The 26974-nt window shown below is 58.6% G+C and carries 19 protein-coding genes and 1 pseudogene; 14 read left to right on the top strand and 6 right to left on the bottom strand.

Going from position 1 to position 26974, the window contains the following annotated elements; all coding sequences use genetic code 11:
* Nucleotides 1–186: 186 nt before the first annotated feature.
* Entirely contained in the window at nt 187–1131 is a 945-nt protein-coding gene (locus AU465_RS11105) for a leucine-rich repeat domain-containing protein (RefSeq protein ID WP_192246821.1), read from the top strand.
* Nucleotides 1132–1799: 668 nt separating this feature from the next.
* On the opposite strand, the gene AU465_RS11110 is transcribed toward AU465_RS11105, so the two are convergent.
* The 5 genes from AU465_RS11110 to tssK form a co-directional block, all read right to left on the bottom strand.
* The gene (locus tag AU465_RS11110; RefSeq protein ID WP_192246823.1) at nt 1800–3377 is read right to left on the bottom strand and encodes a hypothetical protein; all 1578 of its coding nucleotides are present in this window, start codon (nt 3375–3377) and stop codon (nt 1800–1802) included.
* Between the two features lie 419 nt (nt 3378–3796).
* Nucleotides 3797–7387 (bottom strand): type VI secretion system membrane subunit TssM, encoded by a 3591-nt coding sequence (gene tssM, locus AU465_RS11115; protein ID WP_192246825.1) that lies wholly within the window; start codon nt 7385–7387, stop codon nt 3797–3799.
* Between the two features lie 11 nt (nt 7388–7398).
* Entirely contained in the window at nt 7399–8652 is a 1254-nt protein-coding gene (icmH, locus tag AU465_RS11120) for a type IVB secretion system protein IcmH/DotU (protein ID WP_192246828.1), read from the bottom strand.
* A 2-nt stretch (nt 8653–8654) separates the two neighbouring features.
* Complete coding sequence (tagH, locus tag AU465_RS11125) at nt 8655–10064, bottom strand: type VI secretion system-associated FHA domain protein TagH (RefSeq protein WP_192246830.1); 1410 nt, start codon at nt 10062–10064, stop codon at nt 8655–8657.
* A gap of 26 nt (nt 10065–10090) precedes the next feature.
* Nucleotides 10091–11428 (bottom strand): type VI secretion system baseplate subunit TssK, encoded by a 1338-nt coding sequence (tssK, locus tag AU465_RS11130; RefSeq protein ID WP_192246907.1) that lies wholly within the window; start codon nt 11426–11428, stop codon nt 10091–10093.
* Between the two features lie 249 nt (nt 11429–11677).
* Here tssK and tssA point away from each other — a divergent pair, with 249 nt between their 5' ends.
* The 13 genes and pseudogenes from tssA to AU465_RS11195 all read left to right on the top strand — a co-directional run bounded on the left by tssA (nt 11678) and on the right by AU465_RS11195 (nt 24266).
* Nucleotides 11678–12670 carry a type VI secretion system protein TssA gene (gene tssA / locus AU465_RS11135; protein ID WP_192246832.1) on the top strand — a complete coding sequence of 331 codons (993 nt, stop codon included), beginning with the start codon at nt 11678–11680 and terminating at the stop codon, nt 12668–12670.
* Between the two features lie 30 nt (nt 12671–12700).
* Entirely contained in the window at nt 12701–13264 is a 564-nt protein-coding gene (gene tssB, locus AU465_RS11140) for a type VI secretion system contractile sheath small subunit (protein ID WP_192246834.1), read from the top strand.
* A gap of 2 nt (nt 13265–13266) precedes the next feature.
* Entirely contained in the window at nt 13267–14763 is a 1497-nt protein-coding gene (tssC, locus tag AU465_RS11145) for a type VI secretion system contractile sheath large subunit (RefSeq protein WP_192246837.1), read from the top strand.
* Nucleotides 14764–14868: 105 nt separating this feature from the next.
* Entirely contained in the window at nt 14869–15402 is a 534-nt protein-coding gene (locus AU465_RS11150; RefSeq protein WP_192246839.1) for a type VI secretion system tube protein Hcp, read from the top strand.
* Nucleotides 15403–15488: 86 nt separating this feature from the next.
* Entirely contained in the window at nt 15489–15989 is a 501-nt protein-coding gene (gene tssE, locus AU465_RS11155) for a type VI secretion system baseplate subunit TssE (protein WP_192246841.1), read from the top strand.
* 53 nt (nt 15990–16042) lie between these two features.
* Nucleotides 16043–17875: a type VI secretion system baseplate subunit TssF gene (tssF, locus tag AU465_RS11160; protein ID WP_246506020.1), complete on the top strand. Its 1833-nt coding sequence runs from the start codon at nt 16043–16045 to the stop codon at nt 17873–17875.
* A complete protein-coding gene (tssG, locus tag AU465_RS11165; protein WP_192246845.1) occupies nt 17839–18888 on the top strand; it encodes a type VI secretion system baseplate subunit TssG in 1050 nt (349 codons plus the stop codon). Before tssF ends, tssG begins: the two co-directional genes overlap by 37 nt.
* 54 nt (nt 18889–18942) lie before the next feature.
* On the top strand, nt 18943–19389 hold the full coding sequence (locus AU465_RS11170) for a hypothetical protein (protein WP_192246847.1): 447 nt from the start codon (nt 18943–18945) through the stop codon (nt 19387–19389).
* Between the two features lie 239 nt (nt 19390–19628).
* Nucleotides 19629–21635 (top strand): type VI secretion system Vgr family protein, encoded by a 2007-nt coding sequence (locus AU465_RS11175; protein WP_192246849.1) that lies wholly within the window; start codon nt 19629–19631, stop codon nt 21633–21635.
* 203 nt (nt 21636–21838) lie between these two features.
* Nucleotides 21839–22144: a hypothetical protein gene (locus tag AU465_RS11180; protein ID WP_192246851.1), complete on the top strand. Its 306-nt coding sequence runs from the start codon at nt 21839–21841 to the stop codon at nt 22142–22144.
* A 76-nt stretch (nt 22145–22220) separates the two neighbouring features.
* Nucleotides 22221–22580: a hypothetical protein gene (locus AU465_RS11185; protein ID WP_192246853.1), complete on the top strand. Its 360-nt coding sequence runs from the start codon at nt 22221–22223 to the stop codon at nt 22578–22580.
* Nucleotides 22576–22695, top strand: a pseudogene (locus AU465_RS37760) (ATP-binding protein); the annotation flags it as partial. The gene AU465_RS11185 and the pseudogene AU465_RS37760, both read left to right, overlap by 5 nt.
* Before the next feature lie 737 nt (nt 22696–23432).
* Entirely contained in the window at nt 23433–24266 is an 834-nt protein-coding gene (locus AU465_RS11195; RefSeq protein ID WP_246505991.1) for a host specificity protein, read from the top strand.
* Nucleotides 24267–24980: 714 nt separating this feature from the next.
* Here AU465_RS11195 and AU465_RS11200 read toward each other — a convergent pair.
* Nucleotides 24981–26777, bottom strand: coding sequence for an NEL-type E3 ubiquitin ligase domain-containing protein (locus AU465_RS11200; protein WP_312891238.1), 1797 nt, complete (start codon nt 26775–26777; stop codon nt 24981–24983).
* Between the last annotated feature and the right edge of the window lie 197 nt (nt 26778–26974).

Genomic DNA, 26974 nt, shown 5'->3' on the forward strand with positions numbered 1-26974 from the left:
TTGATGAATGCTCCGCTGTCTCCGCGAGCGGATACGCACTATCGCGACGGATGCATTCGCCGTCAGCTCGAGAAATTACTCTGGCCATTTCCCCGGAGCATACTGGAATATCGATTTTGCATGGCGAAGATCGCGCTGTGTCCCGCAATATGGGTGCTCATGTGATAACGCCAGGGAGAGACGGCGATGGTGAATACGGGTCGCTGGATCGAAGCCTTAACTGGGACGGAGGAGAGCTCTTCCGCTGGTTCGTCGTTTCAGGAAATGGAGCTGAAAGAGAGGCTGCAAACATGGGGCGACGAAGAGGAGCAAGGGGAGGGAGAGGACCGGAACGAGGCGATAAGACGAATCGGAGAGTGGCTGGAGACCGGCAATCTCCGTGGCCGGCTCGATCTGACATCACTGTCCCTGACAGCGCTGCCCCCCCTGCCTTTCGGACTCGAGCGGCTTAACGTTAGCAGCAACGAGCTTGCCAGGCTGCCCGACGCTCTCCCGCCCGCTCTGCGAGCGCTCGATGCCTCCGACAACCAACTGACCAGGCTGCCTGAGGTCCTTCCGGCCGCGCTCGAGAACCTAGCCGCCGCCGGCAACCGGCTAACCAGGCTGCCTGACACGCTTCCGCCCGGGCTCAAGATGGTCGATGCGAACAGTAACCGCCTGACGAGCCTGCCCGATACGCTTCCGCCCACGCTTGAACGGCTTTACGCCAACAACAACCAATTGGCCTACCTGCCGGAGACTCTCCCCCCGAAGCTGAGAGAGCTTCACGCCAACAACAACGAACTCACAAGCTTGCCAGAGCGTCTCCCGACCGATCTACAGGACCTCAAAGCCGGCCACAATGAACTGACTCACCTGCCAGAGAACCTACCAGCTGGGCTTCAGATGCTGGAAGTCCCCCACAATGAACTGACTCATCTGCCCCCTAACCTCCCGACCAACCTTCGGCAGCTCAACCTGAGTTCAAACTTGCTGACAGGGATTGGCAACGCGACGACGGCCCTACCTTATATCCTAGAGCGCCTAAACGCTGACTGCACAGTTGAGCTGTTTGGTAACAGAATTCCGGAGCGGATGAAGGCGCACCTGAGGGCTCAGAGCTACGAGAACTTTCCGCGGATTTATATCTAATGCTGGGGGACGAAGGCGAGGCTCGCCTACCCGTCGCGAGAAGGGTGTAGTCACGACGCCCTGAAACATCGTCGAGAGCCTCCAGGCGTGTTCAGCAGCGAGCGTAGTCTGCTTGGTCATATCACCAGCCAGGACTGCCAATCCTCACCGCATTCCCACAAATTGGCTTCATCATCGCATGCTATCAGTCCTGTTGGCGCGCCACATTTTGCTGCCGTCGGCGGCGCGTTACGCTAGACTGAATACCCTACTTTCGGTCCGCAAACGCCTGTACGCAGCGCCACCGCAGGGCGGCATGCCGACGGAACCACCTGCAATGCGGACGTGGGATCAGGTTGGCTGGAGGCCTCACGACGGGGGATATGGGCCACGGTTGAGGACCAGACGTGGGCCTTGAAGTGGTTGGGCCCGCACCATGAGCAGCGCGGCAAGTATAAGCGCGCTTGAGGCATGACATTCCGGCTTGCGGATCATGGCTAGGTGCGACTTGCCGGTCCGGCGCCGCCGATCAGTACGGTATTGGGCTGGTCGGCGACGAAGCGACGAAGGTGCGCCCTTGGCCATTTCGCGGATCAGCTCCACGTCAACCAGCAATACCGTCCTCGCCAATTCAGACGCGATTTGCTAGCAGCGGGGAGCTGAACACGCGAAGCTGTTATACTGAGCTGCTAGTTCGCCGGAACGGCTGAGGCGAGAGAGGTTTTGATGCGCTTCAGCTCGCTGCCGACACTACCGATCCCGTCCCGCAGCCTCTTCCCGATCAGGATAGGCGCGAAGGCGGCCGGAGGATTGTCAAGCAGTTGGATGAAGTTGTTACCGTCGAGGTCGCGAAGAACCGATTCGACGATTGCTTCACCGCGCGCGATCGCGTCAACTCCTGGCTCGGCTTCTTGCTCGATTAAGGTAGTGATCTGGCTGGATACCGTATCATTGACCTTCAGGATAATATCGTCGACAGGTTTCCAGGTTCCCCCGAGGGCTTCGACATCGTACTTCTCGCTGATTTTGCTCTTCGTCTCCTCCCAATGCACCAACACGGCGTCGCGGCATGCTTGCCATTTAGCTTCGATGCTCCGAACGGAGCTGGCGAAATCAGGGTCCAGCTTGTCCGTCTTGTTGAAGCCGAGCAGGCCGATCAGTTGATCATCGTTGCCCAGCCGCTGCTCCACCACGGCTATCAGACGCTCCACAATCTCGCGCCTGCTGGCCGCCTGGCCTTCTTCTTTGGGCCATTGCGATGACACCATCCTTCCAATTCTGTCGGAGCTCGCCTTTTCGATAGGATAGGGCAGCCGTCGCTCTTGAGCCTTTGCCTTGGTCATTCGGAACAGGGTTTCCACGACCTCGTCCTTCTCGACGGTGTCTCTCTGAACACTGTCGAGGTCGATCCCATCTATAATGACCGTTTTGCCGCCGGCGCCTTCGCTTACGCCTGTCTCGTCCGACTTTCGGGGGCTATCCGCGTGCGCCTCGTCTGCTTCGACCGCGTCGTCGACATACTGGAGATTTCGCCGATTATCGTCGTACGCCAGCATCAGTAGCAGCCGGCAAGTGAAATTGTAGAGCGCATTCTCTTGCTCTTCCAACGGCGTCGCGGCCACCACGCCTTTGAGCCAATGGGCGATTTTTTCCGTCAATGGGCCAAGTTCGGCGGTTTGCATTAACCCGCTTTGCCGACTAACGCGAATGGCGTGAGCTGCGATTGACGCTGCCGAAGTGGTAACAGTTTGCTTCATCACCTCTGAGAGGGTGTCCTCGGCGCCTCCCGCTGGGCTCTGTTGAGCGACCTTGTGATCAGTGTCTGACGGTAAGTCGTCCGCGTTCTCCTGAGCGGCTACTTCGAAACGATTTAGATCTTCTTCATTCAGGGGTTCTGCTTCCTGTATATCAGGAAGGCTTACTTTCAAATTTTTGAAATATCGCTTCATTTGCGTTTTGACGGTAATGAATTTGCCCTTGGCCATTCGTACGACAATAACGCCCTCTCGCATACTCCCCGTGCCAGACCCCAGAAATTTAAACTCACTGGGTTCCTGAACACCTTTGGGTGTTTTGTATGGCATATCTTCCAAAACACGCCTGAGGCTCGCCAGACCTTTTTTCCGCACCAAGGCAACTGGAACCGGCTTTTCCTCACCGCTAATGACGATAGTGCCGACTGCAAAGCAAAACTCAAGTCCTTCTCCAGAGTTATTTATCACATTCATATATTTGTACAACATTTCTTTGCTGTGTACCTGGCTCATTATACGTCTCCTTATTGGCTGTCTTAGGTTAATTTACGCCGGAAGATGGACGAAACGGCAACCGTTCCCGTCAGATCCGAGACACGACTCGACGCTCGGACAGCTCGAAGCTTCGGTCGGGCTTCGAGCAGCGGCGGCCCGCTGGCGAGGCAGCCGCATTTCGTGCTGAGGTGGCTCACGGGCCGTCCGATGGTCTGTTGAAAGATCAGCGGAAACCAGCGACCTGACGCACGGACGAATAAAGGCTTTAGCCAGTCGGTTTGCATGAAAGGTCCGGCGTAGGCACCCAACTCATTCGGCCGGCATCTCGTTTGTCGGCAGTTTCGAACCGGAGCTTCGTCGGATGCACCTGCAGTGGCGCCTTCCGATTTTAACCGCACGACAGCTGCATCTATCTTTGGCTGCAACGATGGCTCTCCTTAGAATCTTGGACATCTGAACTGCGACAGCAGATTGCGAGATAGGGGGTTGGTCAGGTTGTCGGCCTGAAGCAGGAACGTCGCCCACTGGCGGCCGGCCGCCAGTCGCACGTAGATACGGTCGGGGCTTTCTTGACGAAGCGTCTTCCCCTCATCCAACAGTCGAAACAACGCCCAGGCGCCCTCTTTGGAAAGAGACGCGCGCTCGGAACCTATCAAAGTGACCGAAGCGCCGCCGGTGCCGCCGACAGTGGGCCACCGGAACCGCCTGGGCCTGTACGCTCCTCGCAGTTGACTGAGTTGCTGCCCGTCGACCTCGACAACCACCATCTTGGTGGACGGATCAGTATCCGCGATGGTGAGCAGGAACTCAAATGAAGGCTGCTTCTCGGCATCAGTGAACATGGAGTCCCGGATTGCGGCCGCCCGTCGGAATTGGGTCAAGGCGCCCTTGTGTACTTGGAAATCGGAACTTCTGGTGACCTGCGTCTTTTGCGGGCCTTCGGAGGCATTAACAATGCGAGCCAAGTGCTGCGCAAAAAACGTGTCGATAACGCCGTCGCGGCTGAAAAGCCGAGCGAAATCTCCCAAAGGGATGTCTCGATGGGATGCACGGTCGAAGGGATACCGTCCTACGGTTGCCCGCCGGCATAAGTCGCCGGCACCGCTTGCCCACACGCTAGCGACATAACGCTCTGCCTCGCCCAAAGAGAGTTTCGAGCTGAACCGACCCACGCTGACGATCCACTGCTGGATGGGTGGTGGCATATTGGCGGCTCCCGCTTCAATTTTGCGGATCGCGACAGCGGTTTGATCACTCCTTTCCGGGGAGCCTGAGCTGGCCTGCGCCTGGGTCTCACTGAGCGATTGGTAAAGAGCGCCGAGATCACGCAAAGCATTGTCAATCGGCGCTTGAGCATCCGCCGGGCTGTTTGGCGGCACCTCGACAAGTTGGTGTAGCCATTGAAAACGCTCGGCCGTGTAAAGTTGGGCATAGCCTTCAGCAGTACCGGCGACAGGCGATCGGAAGAGCGCCTGAAGGTCGCCTTCCCCTGGCTCCTTCTGAGCAGTGCTGTTGCCTTGAGTCGAGGGATCGGGTGCCGATGGTTCACCGAGCTTGGTCTCCTGCGCGGCCGCGGCGAGGAATAAACGGATCGGCGATGTCGGCGCCGAAAGCGCATTCAACCTTCGCAGGGCGTCGTCGACACTGGCCATCGGGCGGATGGAGATGTCATTGATGAGTTTGTCCCAATGAAATGCAAACTCCTGCAAATAGAGATCCATGGCCGCACGCTGCAGCTTCTGGCTGTCCTCGCCGGCGGGGGTGATCACCTGGTCGCCAAGCACCCAACCTTCTGCAGCAGCCGCATCTGCTGCCTGTGGCAGCAATCGCAGGAATGTTTGGTAGCCGGCTCGGGTGTAGATACCCGCGATCCCAGCGTTGAGCGGCTGTCCTGATTTGCGGATCAGGACGTCTCCTACCATCGGTCCAGCGTGGTCGGACAGACGCCAGGTTGGAAGTTGGGCGGCCCGCGGAGTGGTCGTGATGATGTTGAGGATCCGTCCTGGGATCGAGATGGTCTGCAGCTTCGCACGGCTCTTTTCGATCAGATCGCTGTTAAGGCCGATAGTTGGCAGCGGGTTCTCCAAAAGGGCGTCTAGGTGATCGCCCAACGCACGGCGAAGGCTGGCATCGGCCTCAGCTGGGTACATCACCTCCCAGTCGCGCGTCATCCAGTCCTTGATTACGCCGGGCTGGAACGGGCCCCGTCCCCCCAGCATCAGATAAATTTTCAGCGCCTGATGGAGGAACGGAGGATTGCCCTTGTGTTCCGCCAATAGTGTTTCCAGTCGGAAAATGAGACGCGGCAGCAAGATCGTGTTCAGCCCGCGGCGATAGGCTGCACGTGCTTCAACCCCAAGCTTTTGGCTTTGATCTAGGGCTAATCCTGCGAAATGATTGCCCGCTGTGACGCCTTCATCATAGCCGCTCGTCATGTCGCGCAGCCGCTCGAGCAGCGGCGGCACTGGTCGAAAGTCGCTACTGTCCACCCGTTCGAGCCTAAGCTTCTCCGCGTCCTCAGCATAACTGCTGACCGATAGATGCACCCTTTCGATCATGTGGACATTGCGACCGTAGGTGACGATCAAGAAGACGCTAGCAATGGCCACACCTGCCGCCATCGCCGCGCGCAGGCCATGGCGAAGCCTCCGCCGACGCCGTTCGGCGCGGGGATGGACCTCGACAAGCCCAGCGTCGGCGAAGACCACCTCGCGAAGCAAGCGAGTAATAAAATAACCACGCTTCTGATCGGGAGGAACAGGCCCAGCCGGTTGCGAGATGCCGAATGTCTGAAATCTGGCCCCAACAAGGCGATCGAACGGCGCGCCGACCTGCATACCGCTCACGAAGTAAACGCCGCGGAGCATGATCGGATCCTCGTACGAATTGAGAGTGAAGGCCTCCTGCAGGAATTGATGGGACAAATACTTGAGACTCGCGACCTGCTGTGGGAAGCCGAATACGAGTGCGCGACGCTGAATGCTGCTCTCTTGCTGCATTCGTTCAAGCAGCCTGTCATTGAGGCGCCCGACGAGTGCGTCATATTCTGCTGGGTATGACTCCATCGGATCGCCTTCACTTTCCGATGGCTCTTGGGCGAAAGTGAAACCCCACACGGCCTCGCGCCCCTCGTGGCCAAGGTCGTCGAAGAACTCGTTAAATCCCGCAATAAGATCGCTCTTGGTGAGTAATACATAAATCGGAAGTCGTAATCCGAGTTCTCGATACAGCTCAAGAATCCGCTGTCGGATGCATCTGGCGTGTTCGAAGAGCTCCTCCTCGGATGATGAGCTCAGCTCATTGATTGCGATTGTCACCAAAACCCCGTTAAGCGGCTGGCGCCTACGCCAGCGACGAAGCAGGCGAAGGAAGCCATGCCACACCGCTTTGTCCTGTTCCGGATTGCGCTTGTGAACCAGGTAGTAACCGGGAGTGTCGATGAGTACGGCGCGATCGGTAAACCACCAATCGCAATTGCGCGTGCCCTTGAGCACACCAACCGATTTCCTCCTGGGTTTTTCCGCCAGGGGGAAGCTGAGGCCGGAATTGGCAATGGCGGTGGTTTTTCCCGATTCGGGCGAACCGATAATTGCGTAGCACGGCAGTTGGTAGCGCGGCCGCTTGCCGGGAATGCCGGGAAGACGAAGTCCTTTTAGCGTGATGCGAGTTTCGCGAAAACGAGCTGACATGGTCTCCAGCTCTGCTTGGGCAGCGGCGCCGACTGGCGGTCCGCCCCGATCGGGCGATCCTGCCCCGTCCGCCTCCCTTGGCTTTGTCCGGACCGCGTCTAGCATGCCGGACACTCGTGTAAGGAAAAAGTCTTCTATGTTGCCTTGGATCATGTAGAACAAGACGAACGCGATCGGCATCAATGTTGACGCGGCAAGCTGCTCACTAAGGCTATCGAGTGGGACGAGCCCTCCAATTGAAAGGTGTCGTCCAAAAATAAAGATCACAGCAGCACTTACCAAGCCGGCAGCTGCGATCGCGAGCCATTTGCCCTGGAGCGCTCTCTTGAATGACTGCATGGGCTTAACTCTCAGCTTGGCTTCGTGATTGCAATTTCGATCCGGCGGTTCTTGGCACGACCTTCCCGGGTCCGGTTCGAAGCGATCGGTTCTCCGCTCCCTCTACCTTCTTCCCGCACGTGGCCCGGCTCACTCATCGTCGATCTGATAATCTCAGCCGCTGCCTTGGCACGTGCCGTTGAGAGGTCTTGGTTGGAAGGATAGGCCTGAGATTGAATCGGCATCGAATCCGTGTGTCCGGTCAAAAGAACCGCCCCGGGCTGCTCGTTCAGCGCTCGCCCAATCCGCAGGAAAAGCGGCACGAACGAATCTTTCACGATCGAACTTGCGGAGTCGAACATCCCCGAGGCGCGGATGGTAACCAGAATCTGCTGCGCATCCTCGGTGACAGCGACCAACCCATCGCGGATTTCGGCATCTAGAAAGCGACGCAGTCGATCGCTACTCACTACGATTGGGGGCGGTGCTGCGGTCCTCGCCAAGCTCACCGCTCCACGCGGCGGCAGAGTTGCCATCTTGGCGACGACCGCATCCGATTGGCCATCGAGTCTAACTAGAAGCCCCACGTAGAGCGACAGTACGGCCGCTGCACCGAAAGCGCCGGCGGCCCAAGGTGGCGCGAATTTGCGGGGCGGTCCCCGCTCTGTGGAGCGTTCCTGCCAGTGTGGAGCTATGTCGCGCTCGAAGTCACCGCGCGCTGCCCGGATCAGGCGGTACGTGTCCTCGCACAGCACGCTGAGTTCGGAGGCTCCTCGCGGGGCTACCCTGAAGCGACCTTCGAACCCCAGTCGCATGCAGTAGTAGAGCAACTCCAGCAGATCGACGTCGTTTGCAGAGGTTTTTTTGATTTGCTCCAGAAGCTCGAAAAAGCGGTCGCCGCCCCAAGTTTCGCCGAACAACGTTCCGACCATGCTTCGAGTTGTCCAGACGCTGTGGCTACCCCAGGCCGTATTCAGAACGATGTCGTCGATCGTGGCACAGAGAGCGTATTTGCTGAGCTTAATTGCCCGCATCGGCAGTTTGAGAGGCATTATCCGACGCTGGAATGCATCGATCTCTCGCAACACCCGCAGGCGTAACTCCTCGACATCAAAATGATCCCTACTGCTCTTGAGGTGAGCGCAGAGACCCAATAGCGCTGCTGCGGCCGCGACCAGTGGATTGAGACGCTGGAGAGTTAGCGTTTCCCCGAACGGCTGGTCTGATATCGGAAGCTCAGGGCCGACGGCAGGGCTGGAACTTGAGATGGTTTCGTCGCTCGACATAACTACCCATTCCTTTGGGCCGGCTCTTTCGTCCGCGCTTGTGGCTCGTGCTCGCTGCCGACGTTCCGCCGAAGTGAAGGCCCTAGCTCGAAGCCAAAGCTGCGAAGCGTATCATTCTCGATGTCAGAGACGACGTCTTCGAAGACCCGGCAGTACTCCTCCCAAACCCTGGCTTTTCGGCTACCGCCCCAGAATTTTCTGGTCGGCGCAACCGAGGCCTCGATGGCTGCAGGGCAGAGACGTTCACGAACACTGCGTAAAGCTTGGCGCGATGCCGCCAACAGCGAATCCTCATGCGCCTGGATGTCAGCAAAGGCTTGCTCCACGGCGATGTCTCCATGAAGGGTCCGCTGGCTGTCGGAGCATAGAGCCGCGTGCAACACGTCCCTGGCGTCCAGCATGAACTTCAGGGGGTTCTCGACGGGTCTCGCGGTCGTCTTACATTGAAGGCCGGGTTCTTGCCGGGCGCGCTCGCATGCGAAGAGCGCACTGCTGAGACCGACGACGGAATTCAGGAGCATCCGCCCCGCACGGCCCATGACAGTTGAAATATCGGCTTGCCCGAGATCTGGTAGAGATAGCCTGCAGGCCCCAAGAAAGGCCGTTATGGCAGCATGATATTCGTTGCAGGCACCCGTGTGATCAGCCACCATCGAACGAGATGGTTCCTCAGGCGCCGGCTGTGCCGAGGTGAGGCTGGCCCCTAGAGCAGGACCTTTGCTGACACTGATGAGGCTTGGCGCAACTGTCGAGGCCTGTGTGATTCTGAGTTCTGTCGCGAGGTCCCAATCCTCCGGAATGGTCTCGACGCTTGACGCCGGTTGCACGAAGATGCCGACCTGGTCGGGTATGTGATCTGGATAACTGTCCACCAGCCAAGCGCCCGCGTTGCCAGATGAGAGATCTTGCTCAGCATCCAGGAACGACATCGGCAGGAGGTCTTCATCGAAGGGCTCCGCCGGCAACCCTCCCAGTCGAGTGGTCCTGCCAACCGGTATGAGAGGAGCCATTTCAACAGCCCCAAGAAGACTCGACTGCTCAGGCGAGCCTACCGTGCGCAGCTCGCCTTCGGCAGCGTCCTCTACCGATGCTGCATCGACATTGACTATATAGCTGCCGACCTCAATGATATCACCGGTCGTCAAGTTAATAGGCAGGTCCGACGGCAGCGGCTTGGCCCCGCCATTCAAGGACGTGCCATTGCCGCTGCGCTCGATAAGTACGAATTCCCCTTCCGCACGCTCAATCGAGAAGCGGTGCGTTGAGAGGGTCTGCTGAACATCCGACAAAATGAACCCATTGTCCTCAGACACCCCTATGGAGAGTCCGCCGCTTGACTCAATCAGCCAGCTTATGCCGCGGCTCCCCGATGAGCCGGCCTCCATATTTGTCACACGTAGAATGAGTGGCATGTTGAGCCTGCAGTCCCCAATGGTGGCTATTGAGACCGAATGGCCCAGAGCGCCATTTCGAGATTTGGAAAATCACCGGCCACGTGCAGCGCCAAGCCAGCGGAGTTAGGCATTTCCTTCCAGAGGCGACTCTGCTGATCGATCTCAAAGTAGGTGACACCGACATGAAAGGGGATCTGCCGTGGGGCGACCGGCAGGCGGTTGATGCTGATCCCCTGCAATGCGACATTGACGAGCTCTTTGATCTTCTCAGCCGGGCCGATCTTGATTTGGGCCGGAAATTCGCGCTGCAGTCGCTCGGTCTCGACATCGGCGCGCACGGCTAGCACGAAGCTCGCATTCGTAAACAACGAACGGTCTCGCACCTCGGCGAGATGGACGCCGTATTTATATTCCTGCAGTGGCAAGGGTAGCGCCGTCCGTTCTAGCACAGTGCTAAGCGACGAACGAATGGAACTGATCACCGGCGCAAAAGCTTGCGAGAGAGCGTCGTGCTTGTAGCCGACAAAGGTCGGAGGACGCTTCTCGGTCCGGGAAAACGTGGCCAGTTCACCAGCCAACTGGACCGTGAGGCCATAAAGCTTCACTGGATTCACGCCTGCGGTTTTGAAAAGGTGGCGGAAATAGGGCTCGTAACGATTGATCGCCTGGAGCAGGAGGAAATCAGCAATTTCCGCCACCCCGCGCGTGCCCGACTGCGAAACCCGCGCAGCCAGCGCCTCACCACGATGATGAAGCAGGCCAGTGATTTCGGTCACGTAATTTGATAGGATAGGAGAACTGGCGCAGTCAGGGGTTGGTGGGATGTAGTTCTCGTCGAGAACGATCTGCCGGTCGGCCTGCACCTCAATCAGGCGGGCTACAGGAAGACAGGCGAATCCACCGCGATTTGCTGCGTCCGGCAGGAGCTGAAAACGCAGCCGCGCCACCTCGATGGATGCGCTGCCTCGCTCGCCGGCATTTGTGTCGACAAGATCCTGGGCTGCAACCTCGAATCGGGTTGGGACGTCGATTTCTGCTCGCGCATCCGTTTCCACCGCTCCTGGTTGATAGAGGGGCACCGCCAAGTGGATGAGCGAGTCGCGCAGATGCTCCGGAACCTGGTACGGAGTGGGCTGGTCGGCGTCATCTGGAATGCTGAACGGAGTGCCGTCCGGCAAAACGCCACACGCTGCTTCGATAGCGATCTTGCCCAAGCCAAGCAGCTCACGATTGAGCCGGAGGTGAGTGATGCCCCAGCCATAGCCATGCAAAACCGCCGTTCTGCTGCGCACCAGCTTTTCGACATAACGGTCGTTTTGCTGAAAATGCTGCGGCCGGAGGAACAACCCCTCCGACCAAACCACCTTGTTGTCCCAAGACATCCGCCTGGCCCGCCGTCCTTCGGTAAAATCGGTCTTCAACGAGGCAGTTCTAAAGCGTTTTTCTGAGACCCTCCATGCGTAGTTGACATGCAATCATAAGCGACAGGAATGCAGGTTGGCTCCGCCATGGCTGCATATCAATTTCGCATGCCGCATGAGACCTGATCATCGCCTAAGAGAGACAAACTATCCGAGGCTGGCCTGGCCTTTTGGGGGCGCGAACGTGATTAGGGCAACAGCAAATTAGCCATGCTCGATGTAGATCATTTGTTGAAGCCGGTTAGCGAGGCCAACCCATGCGGTGAGGCTCTCGACTACGATCTGAGTTTTCTCGAACTTGAGATGGCGGCGCAGGGCAAGCCCGCCCGGCAGATGGGAGATTCCGTCATAGCGGCGGAGGCTCCCGACTGGCGCCAAGTCTGGCAGCTTGGTCTGGAGCTCGCTGCCCGCACAAAGGACCTGCGCGTCGGTGTCCTGCTAACCCGCTCCGCTCTCAGCCAATTCGGCTACCCCGGACTTCGCAACGGCCTGGAGCTGCTCGCCGGCTATGTGGAATTCTATTGGCCCGAGCTGCATCCGCGACCAGACGTAGAAGAGTCGGGCGATCAGACGGTGCGCATTAATGCCTTGGCAAATCTATGCGATCCCAGCGGGCTTATCGCGGAGGTTTGCCAGGTTCCCCTCACCGCCTCCAGACAGTTTGGCACCTTTACCCTGCGCGATTGGATGGAGACGCAGCGATCTCAATCGAGTGAGATCGATTCAGCGACCATCGACCTTGCTTTCGGCGATACCGACCCCGCCCTCCTGTCCCAACTCGGGGCGAGCCTCGACGCCAGCCTTACGGCTGCGATCGACCTGGAAGCGATAGCGAAGGAGCACGTCGACATCATCGATGCTGTCCGGTTCGAGCCCCTGCTTTCGGTGCTCCGGCAAGGCAAGGACGTGGTAGGTCGCCACCAAAAAACCCCTCCATCTGCAACCCTTCTGCAGCCGCTGGCAGCAGGAGGCGAGGTGCGCAAACCGGAAGAGATTAGCGGCCGTAACGATGTCATCAGCATACTCGACGGTATCTGCCGCTGGTATCAAGTGAACGAGCCGGCGAGCCCCGTGCCAGCCCTGCTTGAGCGGGCCAAGCGCCTTGTATCCAAGGACTTTATGGCTCTGCTCGAGGAGCTCGCGCCGGAGGGGGCTGCTCAATACCGCTTGATCGCCGGTCTGACGGGCGACTCCGGTGCATGAACTCGGAATCTCGAAAGGACAAACCGAAGAATGGCAAAGGCAAGCAGTCAGAAATTCATCAACCGAAATCGCCCCCCGCGGGTTCAGATCGAATACGACCTGGAAACCTATGGCTCACAAAAAAAGGTGGAACTTCCCTTCGTCGTGGGGGTCATGTCTGATCTCGCCGGCAATCCCGCCCAGCCGCTACCCCCAGTGGGCGAGCGAAAGATGATGGAGATCGACGCCGATAATTTCGATGACCGGCTCAGATCGTTGTCACCCAGGGTGGCCATGCGGGTGCCCAACCGTTTGACCGGGAAGGGCCAACTAGCTGTCGACTTGACCTTCGAGTCTATGGACGATTTCTCTCCGGCAGCCGTGGCGCGCAAGGTCGGAAGCCTCAGCGCGCTTTTGCAGGCCCGCATGCAGCTTTCCAATCTCTTAGCCTACATGGACGGCAAGATGGGGGCTGAGGAACTAATCGCCCGCTTCCTCGCCAATCCCGCGCTGCTCAGTAATTTCAGCGGCCTTCGCAAGAGTGAAGCGACCGATGAAGCACCCGATGAAGCAGTGGAGGCGCCATCCTCCTCCGCAGAGACGAAGGAACAGTGATCATGACTTTGGTAACCTCAATGCCCGCCCAGATGCAGTCCCCGCCTCTCGTCGACCCCGATGATTTTGGCGTCCTGCTGCAGCGTGAGTTCAAGACCCGTTCGGATCAAGCCCGCGAGGCGGTGGAGAATGCGGTCAGAACGTTGGCCGACCAAGCACTTCGACATACACCGCTGATCAGTGACGATGCCGTTGAGACGATCCAGTCGATTATAGCATCGATCGACGAAAAACTATCGGAGCAAATCAACGAGATACTCCATCACCAGGACTTTCAGGCGCTGGAGTCGGCTTGGCGGGGCTTGCATCATCTCACGTTTAACACCGAGACGGACGAGACGTTGAAGATTCGCGTTCTTTCCATTTCGAAAAAAGAACTGTCTCGAACGCTGCGAAAGTACAAGGGGATAGCCTGGGATCACAGCCCATTGTTCAAGAAGGTCTACGAAGAGGAATATGGGCAGATTGGCGGCAACCCCTTTGGCTGCTTGGTAGCGGACTACTACTTCGACCATGGTCCCCAGGACATTGATCTGCTGGCGGGGATCGCGCAGGTTGCTGCCGCAAGCCACTCCCCGTTTATCTCAGCTGCCTCGCCGCATTTGCTGCAGATGGATTCTTGGCGCGAACTTGCCAACCCACGCGACATCACGAAGATCTTCCTGACCCCTGAGCACGCCGCCTGGCGAGCTTTTCGCGAGAGCGAGGATTCCCGTTATGTAGCGCTGACACTGCCACGCGTGCTCGGGCGGCTGCCCTACGGCGCTAAGACCAATCCAGTCGATGAGTTTGCCTTCGAAGAGGACACCGACGGCAGCGATAGCGCAAAGTATTTATGGACAAATGCCGCCTATGCCATGGGGGTAAACATCACGCGGTCGTTCAAGCTTTACGGCTGGCTGTCCAGAATCCGTGGTTTCGAGTCCGGCGGCCTCGTTGAAGACCTTCCGGTGCACACTTTCCCCAGCGACGACGGTGGCGTCGACCTCAAATGCCCAACGGAAATCGCGATCAGCGATCGGCGGGAGTCGGAGCTCTCCAAGAATGGCCTTCTGCCATTGTTGCATCGGAAAAACACACAGCTGGGGGTATTCCTGGGCGCCCAGACCGTCAACAAGCCAATCAGATACGCAGACCAGGATGCCTCGGCGAATGCAGAGCTGAGTGCCAGGCTGCCCTATATTTTTGCGACCTGCCGCTTTGCCCACTACTTGAAGTGCATGGTCCGCGACAAGATTGGCGCGTTCAAAGAACGGCATGAGGTCGAGGAGTGGCTGAACCAGTGGATCCAAGGCTATGTCCATCCCTCGCCCGAGTTGGGGAGCGAAGAAAGCAAGGCGCAACAGCCGCTCTCCTCAGCAGAGGTCAAGGTCGAGGAAGTCGAAGATAATCCCGGCTATTACACCGCCATATTCTATCTGCGACCCCACTATCAGCTCGAGGGCCTTACGATCTCACTGAGGCTGGTGTCGCGGCTACCCGCGGCACGCAAGGGCTGAGGCCCTTTGTGCTGCCATCACAAGTGGAGGCACGCCTCCAATACCACACGGGTTCGGGACCATTCCGGCCGTCGATCCGAAACAGCCAGATAGAGGAGATTTAGCATGGCATTCGATGCAGTCATGAGTTTCACGCAAGCGTCCAAGGACGGCATCCAGCCGAAGGGCGAATCCATTATCCTGAAGGACGGTATCACGCTCGGCGACCAGTGGAGTTTCTCATTGGAAAACAAGCTCAACATCGGCCCTCACACCGCTGGCGCCGGGTCAGGTAAGGCCGAGTTCGAAGTCTTCACCATCAAGAAGCAGGTGGATAACGCCTCTGCTTCCCTGTACGTGGCATGTGGCCGCGGCGCCCATTTCAACGGCGTCGACCTGAAGCTGTTCAAATCGACGGGTGCAGGGCTCGCGACTGCCGCTTCGAACCTGTTCTTACACTGGTCCTTTAATATGCTTGCGATCGAGAAGGTCGAGTGGTCCTTTGCCGAAGAAGCTCCGGAGGAGACGATTACCTTCCGATTTGGCGCCTGCAAGATCATCTACTACGGGCAGGACGACAAAGGTTCTCTTACCAAGGCTGGTGAGGGTATCTGGAACCAAATCGCCAACAGTACTGACTTCAATAAGCTCGTCGCCTGACAGCTTGCAGATCCGCGACCGCGTGCGTTCTGGCCGCTCGGCACGCATTCGGTCCCGGATCGTCGCTGCGGATTTGGAGATTGAACATGGTTGTCACTGCTAAGTGGAACCTGATCCAGCCATCCCTTCTCGACCGGCTCACGGATGACGAGCCGCGCAGTGCGTCCGAATCATCGAAATTATCCAGCCTTTCGCTGCGCCAAGTACAAGCACTAATCCTGCGCGACGTGTCATGGCTGTTCAACGCAAACCAGTTGGCCGCAACCGTAGACCTCCAATCCTACCCCCATGTGGCATCCAGCACGCTCAACTACGGTATCCGGCCCTTTGCCGGGCACCTCGTCGATGGCCTCGACACTGCCGCCTTAGGACGGGAGATCGCCGGCAGCTTGCAACTTTTTGAACCTCGGCTGCTTGCCAACAGTGTCAAGGTGACGGCCCTCACTCACGCCGACGGCTCTCTTGGCTTTAGGGTCGAAGCCGACCTCTTAGCGCAGCCCGTGCCGTTGCGCATTGTGATCCGAACCGAGCTTGATCGAGAACGCAAGATGGTCCGCGTTACCAGTCTAGACGCAGAGATAAGCTGATGGACCCGAGGCTCCTGCGGCTATACAATGATGAGCTTGCATATATGCGGGATATGGGAGCTGAGTTTGCCCGCACATTCCCAAAGGTCGCCCGCCGACTCGGAATGGAAGCAGCCGAGGCCGCCGACCCATATGTTGAGAGGCTGCTGGAAGGTTTTGCCTTCCTGGCCGCGCGGGTCCAGTTGAAGCTGCAGGCTCGTTTCCCAGATTTCACGCAGCATCTCCTGGAATTGGTCTACCCCCATTTTCTGGCGCCCATCCCGTCGATGACAATCGTCCAATTCGGGCCTGATCCGCTGGCCGGACGGCTTGAGCAAGGATATGTGGTGCCGCGCGGAACCAAGCTGCTGGGCCAACTCGCTTCGGATGCGATTACCCATTGCGAGTTCCGTACGGCTCACGATGTCCACCTCTGGCCGATCGCGGTGAGTGCTGTAGACTACTACACGACACCGGCGCAAATTTCGGCCCTGAATCTTCCGCTGCGGCAAGACGCGAAGGCCGCGCTGCGACTGCGCCTTCGGACAACCAATGGGATGCCGTTCAAAAACCTCACGCTGAGGGCGCTAACACTCTACCTAGCCGGCCCTGATGGCATCGGTTCGGCAGTCGCCGAACAGCTTATCGGCGATGCCTGCGCCATTGTCGCGCGGCCCGCCAGCCTGCCTCCCCCCTGGCAGGAGACAATCCCGCTCGGCCAGTTGCAGCAGTGTTGTCTGGAGCCCGATTTCGCTCTCCTGCCTGAGGTTCCCCGCTCCTTCGACGGGTATCGTCTGCTGCAAGAATATTTCGCCCTTGCAGAGCGAGCCTTGTTCATCGAGCTCGCAGGGCTAGCCAACGCCGTGGCGCTGTCGACGACAGAGAGCCTTGAGATCATATTCGTCCTCAACCGTGCCGAGCCACGGTTGGAACGTCACCTCGGAATTCAGAACATCGCCCTGTTCGCGACGCCGGCTATCAATCTTTTCGAACGCCAGGCGGATCGCATTCACTTGAGCGATAAGAACTACGAGCATCATCTGGTGGTAGATCGAATGAGGCCGCTCGACTTCGAGGTTCAGTCCATTATCGAGATGAGCGGCGAAGGAGAGAGCCGCGAAGCGGCCCGCGTTCAGTTTTTCCCATTCTACAGCATCAGCGCCCATGGACGGGAGGAGCAGCACTCCAGCTATTACACAGTCCGGCGAGAGCGTCGCCTGCAGTCGCAGGACCAGCGCTTAAACGGCGCCGGCACTGACTATGGAGGCACCGAGACCTTCATCTCACTTGTCGAGCGCCGGGCGGCTGCCAATTCGGTGAATCCCCGGCAGTTGTCGGTGCGATGCCTTTGCTCGAACAGGCATCTGCCGCTGCTACTGCCGATCGGTCATAAAGAGACAGACTTCACTCTCGAAATCGGAGCTCCGGTCGCGGTCACAAGGTGTCTGTCGTTGCCGACCAGGCCGCGTCATTCCTTCGCCACCGGCGACGTCGCGTGGAAGCTGATCAGCCATCTATCGGTGAATTATCTCTCGATCACGAATTCCGACAATGACGGCCATGGCGGCGCAGAGGCGCTGCGAGAACTCTTGGGCCTGTACGTCGATCCGGACGATACTTTCGGGTCGCGGCAGATCGAGGGAATACGAGAAGTCCAGTCGCGACCGATAGAGCGGCGGCTGCCAGGCGGGGGACAAGCTTCGGTCGCTCGTGGAATCGAAATCAGCGTCGTCCTGGATGAAGCGGCTTTCGAAGGCGTTGGCATTTTTCCCCTCGCCTCCGTCCTCAACCAGTTCTTCGCCAAATATGTCTCAATCAACAGCTTCACCGAGATGGTCGTCTCGACGTTGCAACGCGGCAAAGTGATGCGATGGCCGTCAATGATTGGTCGCCGGGCGATCCTCTGATGCCGGACCCTCTCGCACAGTTTCTGAGCGCAGTAGCGGCCGAGCCGCATGCCTATGATTTCTTTCAGGCTATGAGGGTCGTCGACGCAATCTGCTCAGATCGCCCCAGGCTTGGTGAATCGAGCCGCCCGGGCTTGGATCGGGTGCGGATTGGACAGCAGCCGGCGCTGGCCTTTCCGACCCGGTCTATCGCTTGGGTAGCTGAGGCTGGAGAGAACCATCCCGCCAGTATTTCCACCTACGCCTTTGGCCTGTTCGGGCCCAACGGTCCGCTGCCTTTGCATTTGACGGAGTACGCCCTTTTTCGGCAGCGCAATGCCGCCGACGAGACGCTGGTTCGGTTTGCCGATATCTTTCATCATCGACTAGCCTCGCTCTTCTTCCGTGCCTGGGCGGAGAGCGAACCGACCGTCAGCTACGACAGGCCACAAGTAGATCGCTTTGCCCTCCAGCTCGGCTCCCTCGCCGGTTTTGGCATGACGTCTTTGCATGGCCGGGACGCCATGCCCGATCTGGCGAAATTTCACTTCACAGGCCGTCTTGCCTCGCACACGCGCAATGCTGAAGGACTCGTCGCTATCCTCAACAGCTTCTTTGTCGCGCCGGTCGAAATCCGTGAATTTGTCCCCAAATGGGTTCAGTCGCCACCCGACGCGCTCTGCCTCCTCGGCCGCCACGCAGGCACTGGCGCACTTGGCAGCACAGCCGCAATTGGCGACAGGATCAAAGTCTACCATCATCGCTTCCGCGTCATTATCGGCCCGCTCGGCTTGGCTGATTACCAGCGGCTTCTGCCGGGGACCTCCGACCTTGAGACCTTGGCCACGATCATCCGCAATTACCTAGGAGATGAACTGGACTGGGAGGTCAATCTGATCCTACGACACGAAGAAGTGCCGGAACTCAGGTTGGGACATAGCGGTAAGCTCGGCTGGACCAGCTGGATGGGCCAGCGCAAGACGCGACGCGATGCCGACGACCTGACTACAGCGCCGATCGAGCGTGCCGCCTAGCGGCCGCTGTCTCCAAGTTTCCGAAGTTTAAGGAAGTCGGTTAGAGTGAGCCGCATGAATATTACTACCTATCCCGATGTACTTTGCAATGATACTACATTCAAGACTGCGGCAGCATTCCGCAACTTCCGCGATAGTATTTTTGTTGAGCCGATTCAACACGAGCTCAGGGGCACTGGCCAGCCCGATCTGTGGAAGATTTCATCCAGCTTCGGCATTGACCAAGGCATCATCGCGCGCCACGTGACCGTCGACAAGGCATTGACGCCGAGAAGGCACCTCCAGCCCGTCGATGTGGCGGAGCCGGATGAGCAGCGGGCCGTCACCAATATGCGCCTCAAGACCCCGACATTGGAGGGCCACCGGTATTTGAGCAAAGCGTCCCAAGTTTGCGTTGTTGCAAGGTATATTTCCGCTGTCCGGCTGCCGTACCAAGTGGTGAGCCCGCTGGAGGCCACGCGCAATCAACTCGCCGTCAGCCGGCCTGACGTTTCTCTCTGACGCGAGATGGCCCGTTCGATGAGGGTATCAGGATGCTGCCGGAACAACCTCGGCGCCCGTTCGAACTACCAAGCAAACTCAATCGAGCCGCAGCGGCGGGTGCGCTCGATCGGCAGACTCATCATCGATGCCAGGCATTGCGCCGTCCATAGTTTTTTGTTGCCGGCGTTCCGGCCGCGTCTCTAAAGCCAAGTAGAAAAGTACTACGGCGCTCTTTCAGTCAACCGCGGAAATCCCCCATGGTCCAGTCTACAATTGAAAATCTCTTGAGGCACAATCGATTTGCTGCAGTTACCTCGGCCGCATTCCAGCCGAACGAGATCATTCTTCGACGGCTAAAAGGCACCGAACGGCTGGGGGAACCCTTTCGCTATGAGGTGAAACTCGCCACACCCAATCCAGTTCAGAACTTCGCTAACATTCCCGGCCAATTCTTGACGGTCGGCTTGAAGCTGAAGGACGCGGGAACGCGCTTCTTCAATGGCGTCATCACTCGGTTTGAGTATCTTGGCCTGGACGACACGGAGCACCTCAACTATGCAGCCGAGTTGCGGCCTTGGCTTTCCCTGCTCGATTATCGCACCAACAGCCGTATCTTTCAAAATAAGACCAGCATCGAGATCATCTCCAAAATTTTTCAGGAGCACAAAGGCAATTTCAAGAATCGGACAATCGGGCGGTTTCCGAACCGCACGTTTTGCGTGCAGTACGACGAGACAGATTTGACCTTCGTCAGCCGCCTAATGGAACAGGACGGCCTCTACTACTATTTTGAACATGGGGAGAATCGACACGATCTGGTGCTCGTCGACGACCTTTCGAGCCACGAGACATGCAAGCCAGAGGCTGTGGAGACCCACCACAATCTCAGGCCCGCCCGAAATCTCCATCGAGATGACGTCATCTTGCACTGGAGCGAGGCCGTGTCACTGCAGTCGAACAAGGTCGTTCTAAAGGACTACGATCATGAGAGGCCAATGGCAGAGCTTAGCGCGGTAGCGCGCACTCCCTCCGTTCGGATCGGCGACATTCCTCCCGGAAAGAGCGCCGTGGGCGCCGGCACCCGTCTTTCTGGCGCCGCTGGCGCGGCGTTGGAGGCGGCGCCTGCGGACTTTTTCTCAGCCATACAGGAGACATTCATCTATCCCGGAGGCTACAAGGCGAAAAGGGATGGCGACTTCTACGCCACTATCCGAGCGGAAGAGCTTGCTTGCAACGCCTATCGGGCGCGTATTGAAACTACAGCTCGCCAGATCCAAACGGGATTGATCTTCAAGGCTGCAAACCCCTTTTACTACGGCGATGTGGGTACGCGCCCGAGGGCTACCCAGCGCTTTCTCGCAATCGCGAATGACTTCACGGTTTTAGGAGAAGTGGGAGACCGTCCAACGGAAGCGGTGACCACCGACCAAAACGTCGAGTGCTTGCTCTATCACAGCACAGTGGAGATCATCTCTGCGAGCACACAGTATCGCTCTCCGCGCCGCACACAGGTGCCGCTAATCAAAGGACCGCAGACAGCGGTGGTCGTGGGCCCGCCGGGCGAGACAATCACGACGGACCAGTACGGCCGCATCAAAGTCCAGTTCTTCTGGGACCGCGAGGGCAACAAGGACGAAAATAGCTCCTGCTGGATCAGGGTAGCGCAGAACTGGGCTGGCAAGGGCTTCGGCTGCCTCCTAACTCCAAGGATCGGCCAAGAGGTTATGGTGGATTTCGTCCACGGCGACCCTGACCGTCCCTACGTAACCGGGGTCGTTTACAACGGGTCCAACTTGCCTCCCGAAAACCTACCGGCTAACAAGACCCGCTCCACCTTCCGAACGCACACCGATCGAGGCACAATTGCGGATTACAATGAGCTGCGATTCGAGGACAGGCAAGGCAGTGAGGAGGTCTTTCTCAAAGCGCAGAAGGACCACAACGTAAAGGTCGGGAATAATTATGCCATCGACGTCAAAAAGAAATACCTCCTCACTTCAGCCTCGGCCCTGGCGGCGTTTGGTAGCAGTATCGAGGTGACACCTAACAAGATTCGCCTTTCAGTGATGGGCCCAGCCGGCCCTCAGGCCATCGAAATAAGCTCTAAGGGCATCGCCATCTTCGGTACGACGATCGGCATGATGGCAACGCCCTTCCGCCCCGGTAGCATCATGTCGATGCCACCGCCCACACCGGGTCCTCCCACTCCTGCGCTGGTGGCGGCTCTGGCCACGTCTGGGCTGGCGAAGATTGATTCCGAATAATGCGATAGTGATCGATTTTGCCCTGAGCGAGTTCCGTGCGGAACGAAACGCATCTTTCCTAGACGGCTAGCAAGCAAAGCAACGGGCGCGAATCCCTCTGTCGAGCCGTCAGCGCCCCCGTTTTTTGCGACCGGCATGTAGGCGCGGCAGCGATCAGAAGGCCCGTTCGGTCGATGTTCCATCTCAGCAAGGGAAACTAAATCGTGAACAAGAAAGGCGGACCTGTTGTTTCCATATCCGGCGCGGACGACAAAAAACTCGCTGCTGCCCTAATTGCAGTTCAATCGGCCCTTTGGGTGGCGATTGAGGCACTATCCAAATTTCAGGAAGCAAGAGACCAGCAGTGGTTTAACGATCTAGAGGAGGTCTCGCTCAACGAAGCCAAAGGCACTGTGACGACAGGTATTTCGATAGAGTCTGAAGCGGAAAGCCTGAAGTTCGGGATCGATGTTCTCAAGGCAATCCTACATTCGAAGCGCGTTCAGCTCGGACTTGCCGCAAAGCCATAACGTCTGTTCGTTGGCCTAGTATGGCGAACTCGACCTTGTGCGTGAGCGGGTTACGCAACTCAATGCTGCGGGCGATATGGACAGGCAAATCGCCAAAAAATTGAACGACGAGGGCATTCGTTCAGCCCGAGGCAGACCATTCACCTACGAGAACGTCTGGCTTCTGCGCCACCGCTGGGGAATCCCGACAGCCAAGATTAACGGTGTCGCAGCCAATCCGACACGCTGGCCTGATGGGACCTACTCTGTACAGGGCGCTGCCGCTGCAATCGGCGTGACGGCTCAAACCATCTTCGATTACCTCGCCCAGGGACTTATCAGCGGTCGGCAAAGCACGAAAGGCCAGCCTTGGCAGATCAGCCTTTCCAGCGACCAGATCGATCAACTGCAAAGCCGCCTGCAGCGGATCAGGCGATCAAGGAGAGGTGCATCATGAAACATTCGAGGACCCTACCGTCGCCGACGCCATTCTCGACAGGATCGTTCACAACGCCCACCGCATCGCGCTTCAGGGCGACAGCATGCGAAAGCAAAGGCCGCGCCCCTCTTGACCGGCGCCGAAAACGGCGAAATCAATCATCCACGAACGCAACAAGGCACCCAAGGACCGACGCCGCCAAACTGTCCCGGCATTAGCGAAACGACTGTCCGGGAATTAGCGGAACCCCCGTCCGGCTTTTGCCAAAATGCGCACACCCGATCCGGCCCACCTTGGGCTGATCATGCGAAAAAGCTTTGGACGGAGTGTTGTGCATGGAGACAGACGGAAAATGGATCAGCGCGCTCAGGCGCTTTCCACAAACCCGATCGGATGCCTGCCATAAACCACGAGCGCCTGCCGAGTGGCATGGTCGTAGAGACGAGGCGCGGTGGCCGGGGAATCAGCTCCGCGCCTTGGCGTAGCAACCGCATTGCATGCTTGCGATCCATGCAGTGTCGCAAAAAACTTGTTGAGAATGCGGGTGACTCTCGGCTGCAACTGCATACCGTTTGCCAAAGCAGGTTGCAAGAAACAGGGCTTGGCACGAAAGCGCATCCATCACCGACATGCTGCGCTCCTATGGGGTGGTGAACGGCTGTCATGCCCGATGTCGAGACACCGCACCGCATAGAGGCCCCAACAATTGGCTGTAACCCTTAGCCCTCGCCTGGTATCGCCATCCGCGGTCCGTCCAACCTGAGATAGCGTGACAAAGCCCCGATATGGCAACATATGAAATATGCATGACGGAGACGCGCGGCTGGCCAGTATACCCATGTTTGCTTTTTGCCACCCGAAGAGATCAAAATGGACAACACAAGACGGCCGTTGCTCCGCCCGGAAACAGGGCGATGGATCGAGAACTTGACCGGGGCACAAACACGTGATCCCCGTGCTAGCTCGTCTCTAGCGCCGACACGGCCGTATTCGCTCGCTTCCCAACCTCCTATCGAGGAGCTCGATAAGTCTTCATTCGCCAAAAAAATGAGGGACTTCTACAGCGATGAAATCAAGCACATCGCAGACAATCCACAAGAGTACTCCCCTTTTGTGTCCTCCAAGGCCGAGCGAACGGCAACACTCGCCAGGCTCTACGGTAGCACCGACCAGGATAGCCCAAAGGCGCGCTATTTTAGCTATGATTTAGGCGAAACATGCGCTGGGCTTTTGAGAACAGAAGGTGGATTTAACATTGAACGGGAGCAGTGGCGGGATCGATTTCCCGGGCGAAAACACATCACATCCATTGTAGACCTTCGCGTTACACATCCACTTGTCGAGAACGCGGGCGATATTCTGCTCGAACATCAACTTCGACTCGACGGTGAACGGCCGTTGATCATGTCACGCCCGGCGTTGCCAGACATGGAAGACCGTCTGCAGCAGATGGGTTTTGTTGATGTGGGCCAAGATCGGTGGGTCCTTGATCCGACGCAGCATCCCGACAAATGGACGAAGAATAGCAACGGTGAATGGCAGAGGGCAGGCAAACCTGGCCTTTACCTTTCTAAGAGTGACGAAAGTGAGAGTGACGAAAGTGTTGATTCGTATTCGAGTGAAGCAAATGACGAGGATGATTCGTCTGATGATGATCCGGCCTGGTACTTGGAGCGCTATATGAATAGACTGGCAATCAAATGACACAACGGAGATGCGCTAAACGGGAATGGTCGCACCCCCTGTCCCGGCCTTGGGTTTCGTCGCGTTAAAGCGCTTTTCGTATCCAGACCTGATGACTGTCTCCGTTTATCTCGCTTCTCTGCGGGCTCGACCTGCGTGGCGGGTAGCAGAGTAATGGGGGGGAGGCGCAGCGAAAGCCCAATCTAAGGTCGTCCTCGGGGCGCCAGAGCCGAGCCGAGGGGGCCTTGCGCATCGCGGCCTGTCTTTTAGAGCGCCGCGTTTTATCTGCCGTTGCAGTATGCTGGAGATGGCCTCCAACGATTGGGGAACCTCGGACTACCGTGCGACAAATGTCCGTGCTTAAGCCCGCATCGAATATGGTCAGACGGTAAAATGCGCGGATGGGAGGGAGGATACGCGCCTTCCAGCAAGGCCTCGGCGAGAGCCGCCCCAGCGTTCAGCCTAAGCGCGCAACCCCGCTGTAGATGTATGACGACCGAACCTTGCAGACGACGATGGCTCGGCTTCCGGCGGCCAGTCATTCGGATCAAAATCCGACGTAACTGCGCTGACGACCCGGGCCCGACCCGGCGGGTCGCAGCGGTCCGCGTTCGGAACAGCTCATCCCAAAACTGATATTGATCGTGACCTCTACTGCGGCAGCTGGAGCGTCGGCGCTTCGCGTGCTTTCCGCTCGGTATACTGCCACAATCTGTGAGACTCTGATGTTCTGCTTCACAGCTCGAGGCCCTCCTCCTGCAGCACTTGACGCATCAGTTCGCCCTTGATCTTGCTGGCGAGCTCGTCGCTGACCAGCTTCCCGAATTCCCGCTCCGCATCGTCGTTGCCGGTCAGATTCTCAGCGGCGAGACGCTGGTCCAGGCTGCTCCGGAATTCGTCACCCATCGCCGCGATGAGCCGATCCTGCATGGCCCCATAGGCCTCGGGGGCAATGCGGCTCACCACCTTCTCCCAAGGCTCCCATTTTGTGGCCAGGTAGGCGGCAAAGCCTGCGGCCTCCTCCTGCCGCACCTGCTCCTCGGCCGCGGTTAGGTCGTCCTCAGTGACCCAGGAGACGCCGAAGAAGCGCATATCGGGGGCAATGAGCGGCATTTCCAGCCGCTCGCGCAGCTTGACCTGATAGGCGAGATAGACCTCGATCTCGTCTACGAAGCGGAGCGTGCTGACCTTCTTCCGTGCGATGCGCTCGAGCGCATCCAGCCGGAACATGACACGGGCTTGCCCGACCAGCTCATCAAGGCGCCGGTCATAGGCCCCGTCCTCGACATCGGCGACCAGCCGGGCAGTCTGCATGCTGTTCCACGTGAGGGTGATCCGATCCTGGCAGGTCTCGCTCGCCCTAAAGGCCAGCGCGAAGTATAGCTCGCGCAATCGCGGCCTGGCCGCCGCTTGCCGCAGATCCTCGACCACCGCCTGTCGGAATTCGGCATTGCCAAAACTCACGGTGTGCCGCAGTCTGTCGAGAAAGCGCGCGTACTCTTGGGCGCCCTCTTCACCGGCGAAGCCCTGCCAGGCGCGCCCCCCTTGCGGATCGTCGACGAGCCAGTCCGCCACCGCCTCGTGCAGGGGCCGCAGAGGACCTTGCTCCGCTTCCTCGTCCATTGAGAAGAAGACCTGCGGGCCGGGATAGTCCGCGGCATACAGGGCTGTCGCCACGTTCCTGCGCACCCTCTCGGGCAACGGGTTAGCATCTAGAAAAACCCTGCACTCAGAGTTTAGCTGCGTCAGCAGGGTCTCCGGCAGGCTGGTCAGCCGGTTGTTGCAGACGTCGAGCCACTGGAGCTCGGCCGGGAGGTGCTCGGGCAGGCTGGTCAGTCGGTTGCCGTTGGCATCAAGCCGCCGGAGCCGCGCCGGGAGGCTCGCGGGCAGGCTAGTCAGCTGGTTGCCGTTGGCGTAGAGCGCCTGGAGCCGGGCCGGGAGGCTCGCGGGCAGGCTGGTCAGCTGGTTGCCGTTGGCGTAGAGCGCCTGGAGCCCGGCCGGGAGGCTCGCGGGCAGGCTGGTCAGCTGGTTGCCGCTGACGTAGAGCGCCTGGAGCCCGGCCGGGAGGCTCGCAGGCAGGCTGGTCAGCTGGTTGCGGTCGGCGTAGAGCCGCTGGAGCCCGGCCGAGAGGCGCTCGGGCAGGCTGGTCAGCCGGTTGCCATTGGCATAGAGCCACTGGAGCCCGGCCGGGAGCTGCTCGGGCAGGCTGGTCAGCTGGTTGTGGTTGGCGTCAAGCCGCCGGAGCCCGGCCGGGAGGCTCGCGGGCAGGCTGGTCAAATCGTTGTTGTTGACGTTGAGCACCTGGAGCTCGGCCGGGAGGGCGGGCAAACTCGTCAGGAACAGAGGTGACAGGTCCAGTAGGGCATCGACATCGCCGGCCTCAACCCAGGCCCTGGTTCGTGTCACCGCCTCTTGCCGCTGCTCGTTGTCCCCCTGTCCCGCTTCAGCAGCCCAGGCGTCCAGGATTTGGTCCAGCGATGCTTCCGGCACGGCCGCGGTGTCGAGGTTCGTCGGATCGCCGACGGAGGACACCGATGCCCCGGTTACTGCTTCGACCCAGTGTGCCACGGGCGGCGTGATATCATCTTGTTGGCAAGTAGCGCTCGGGTGGGCCTGTCCTGGGTTCACCAATGCCGTCTCTCCAGAGCCAAATCAACGGAACACCCCATGCTAATGCCGCCGACGGTTCTTCGCCATGTCAAATCCATATCCGATCATGCACCCGGGAC

The sequence above is a fragment of the Mesorhizobium silamurunense genome (assembly GCF_014843905.1).
Classification (GTDB): domain Bacteria; phylum Pseudomonadota; class Alphaproteobacteria; order Rhizobiales; family Rhizobiaceae; genus Mesorhizobium; species Mesorhizobium silamurunense.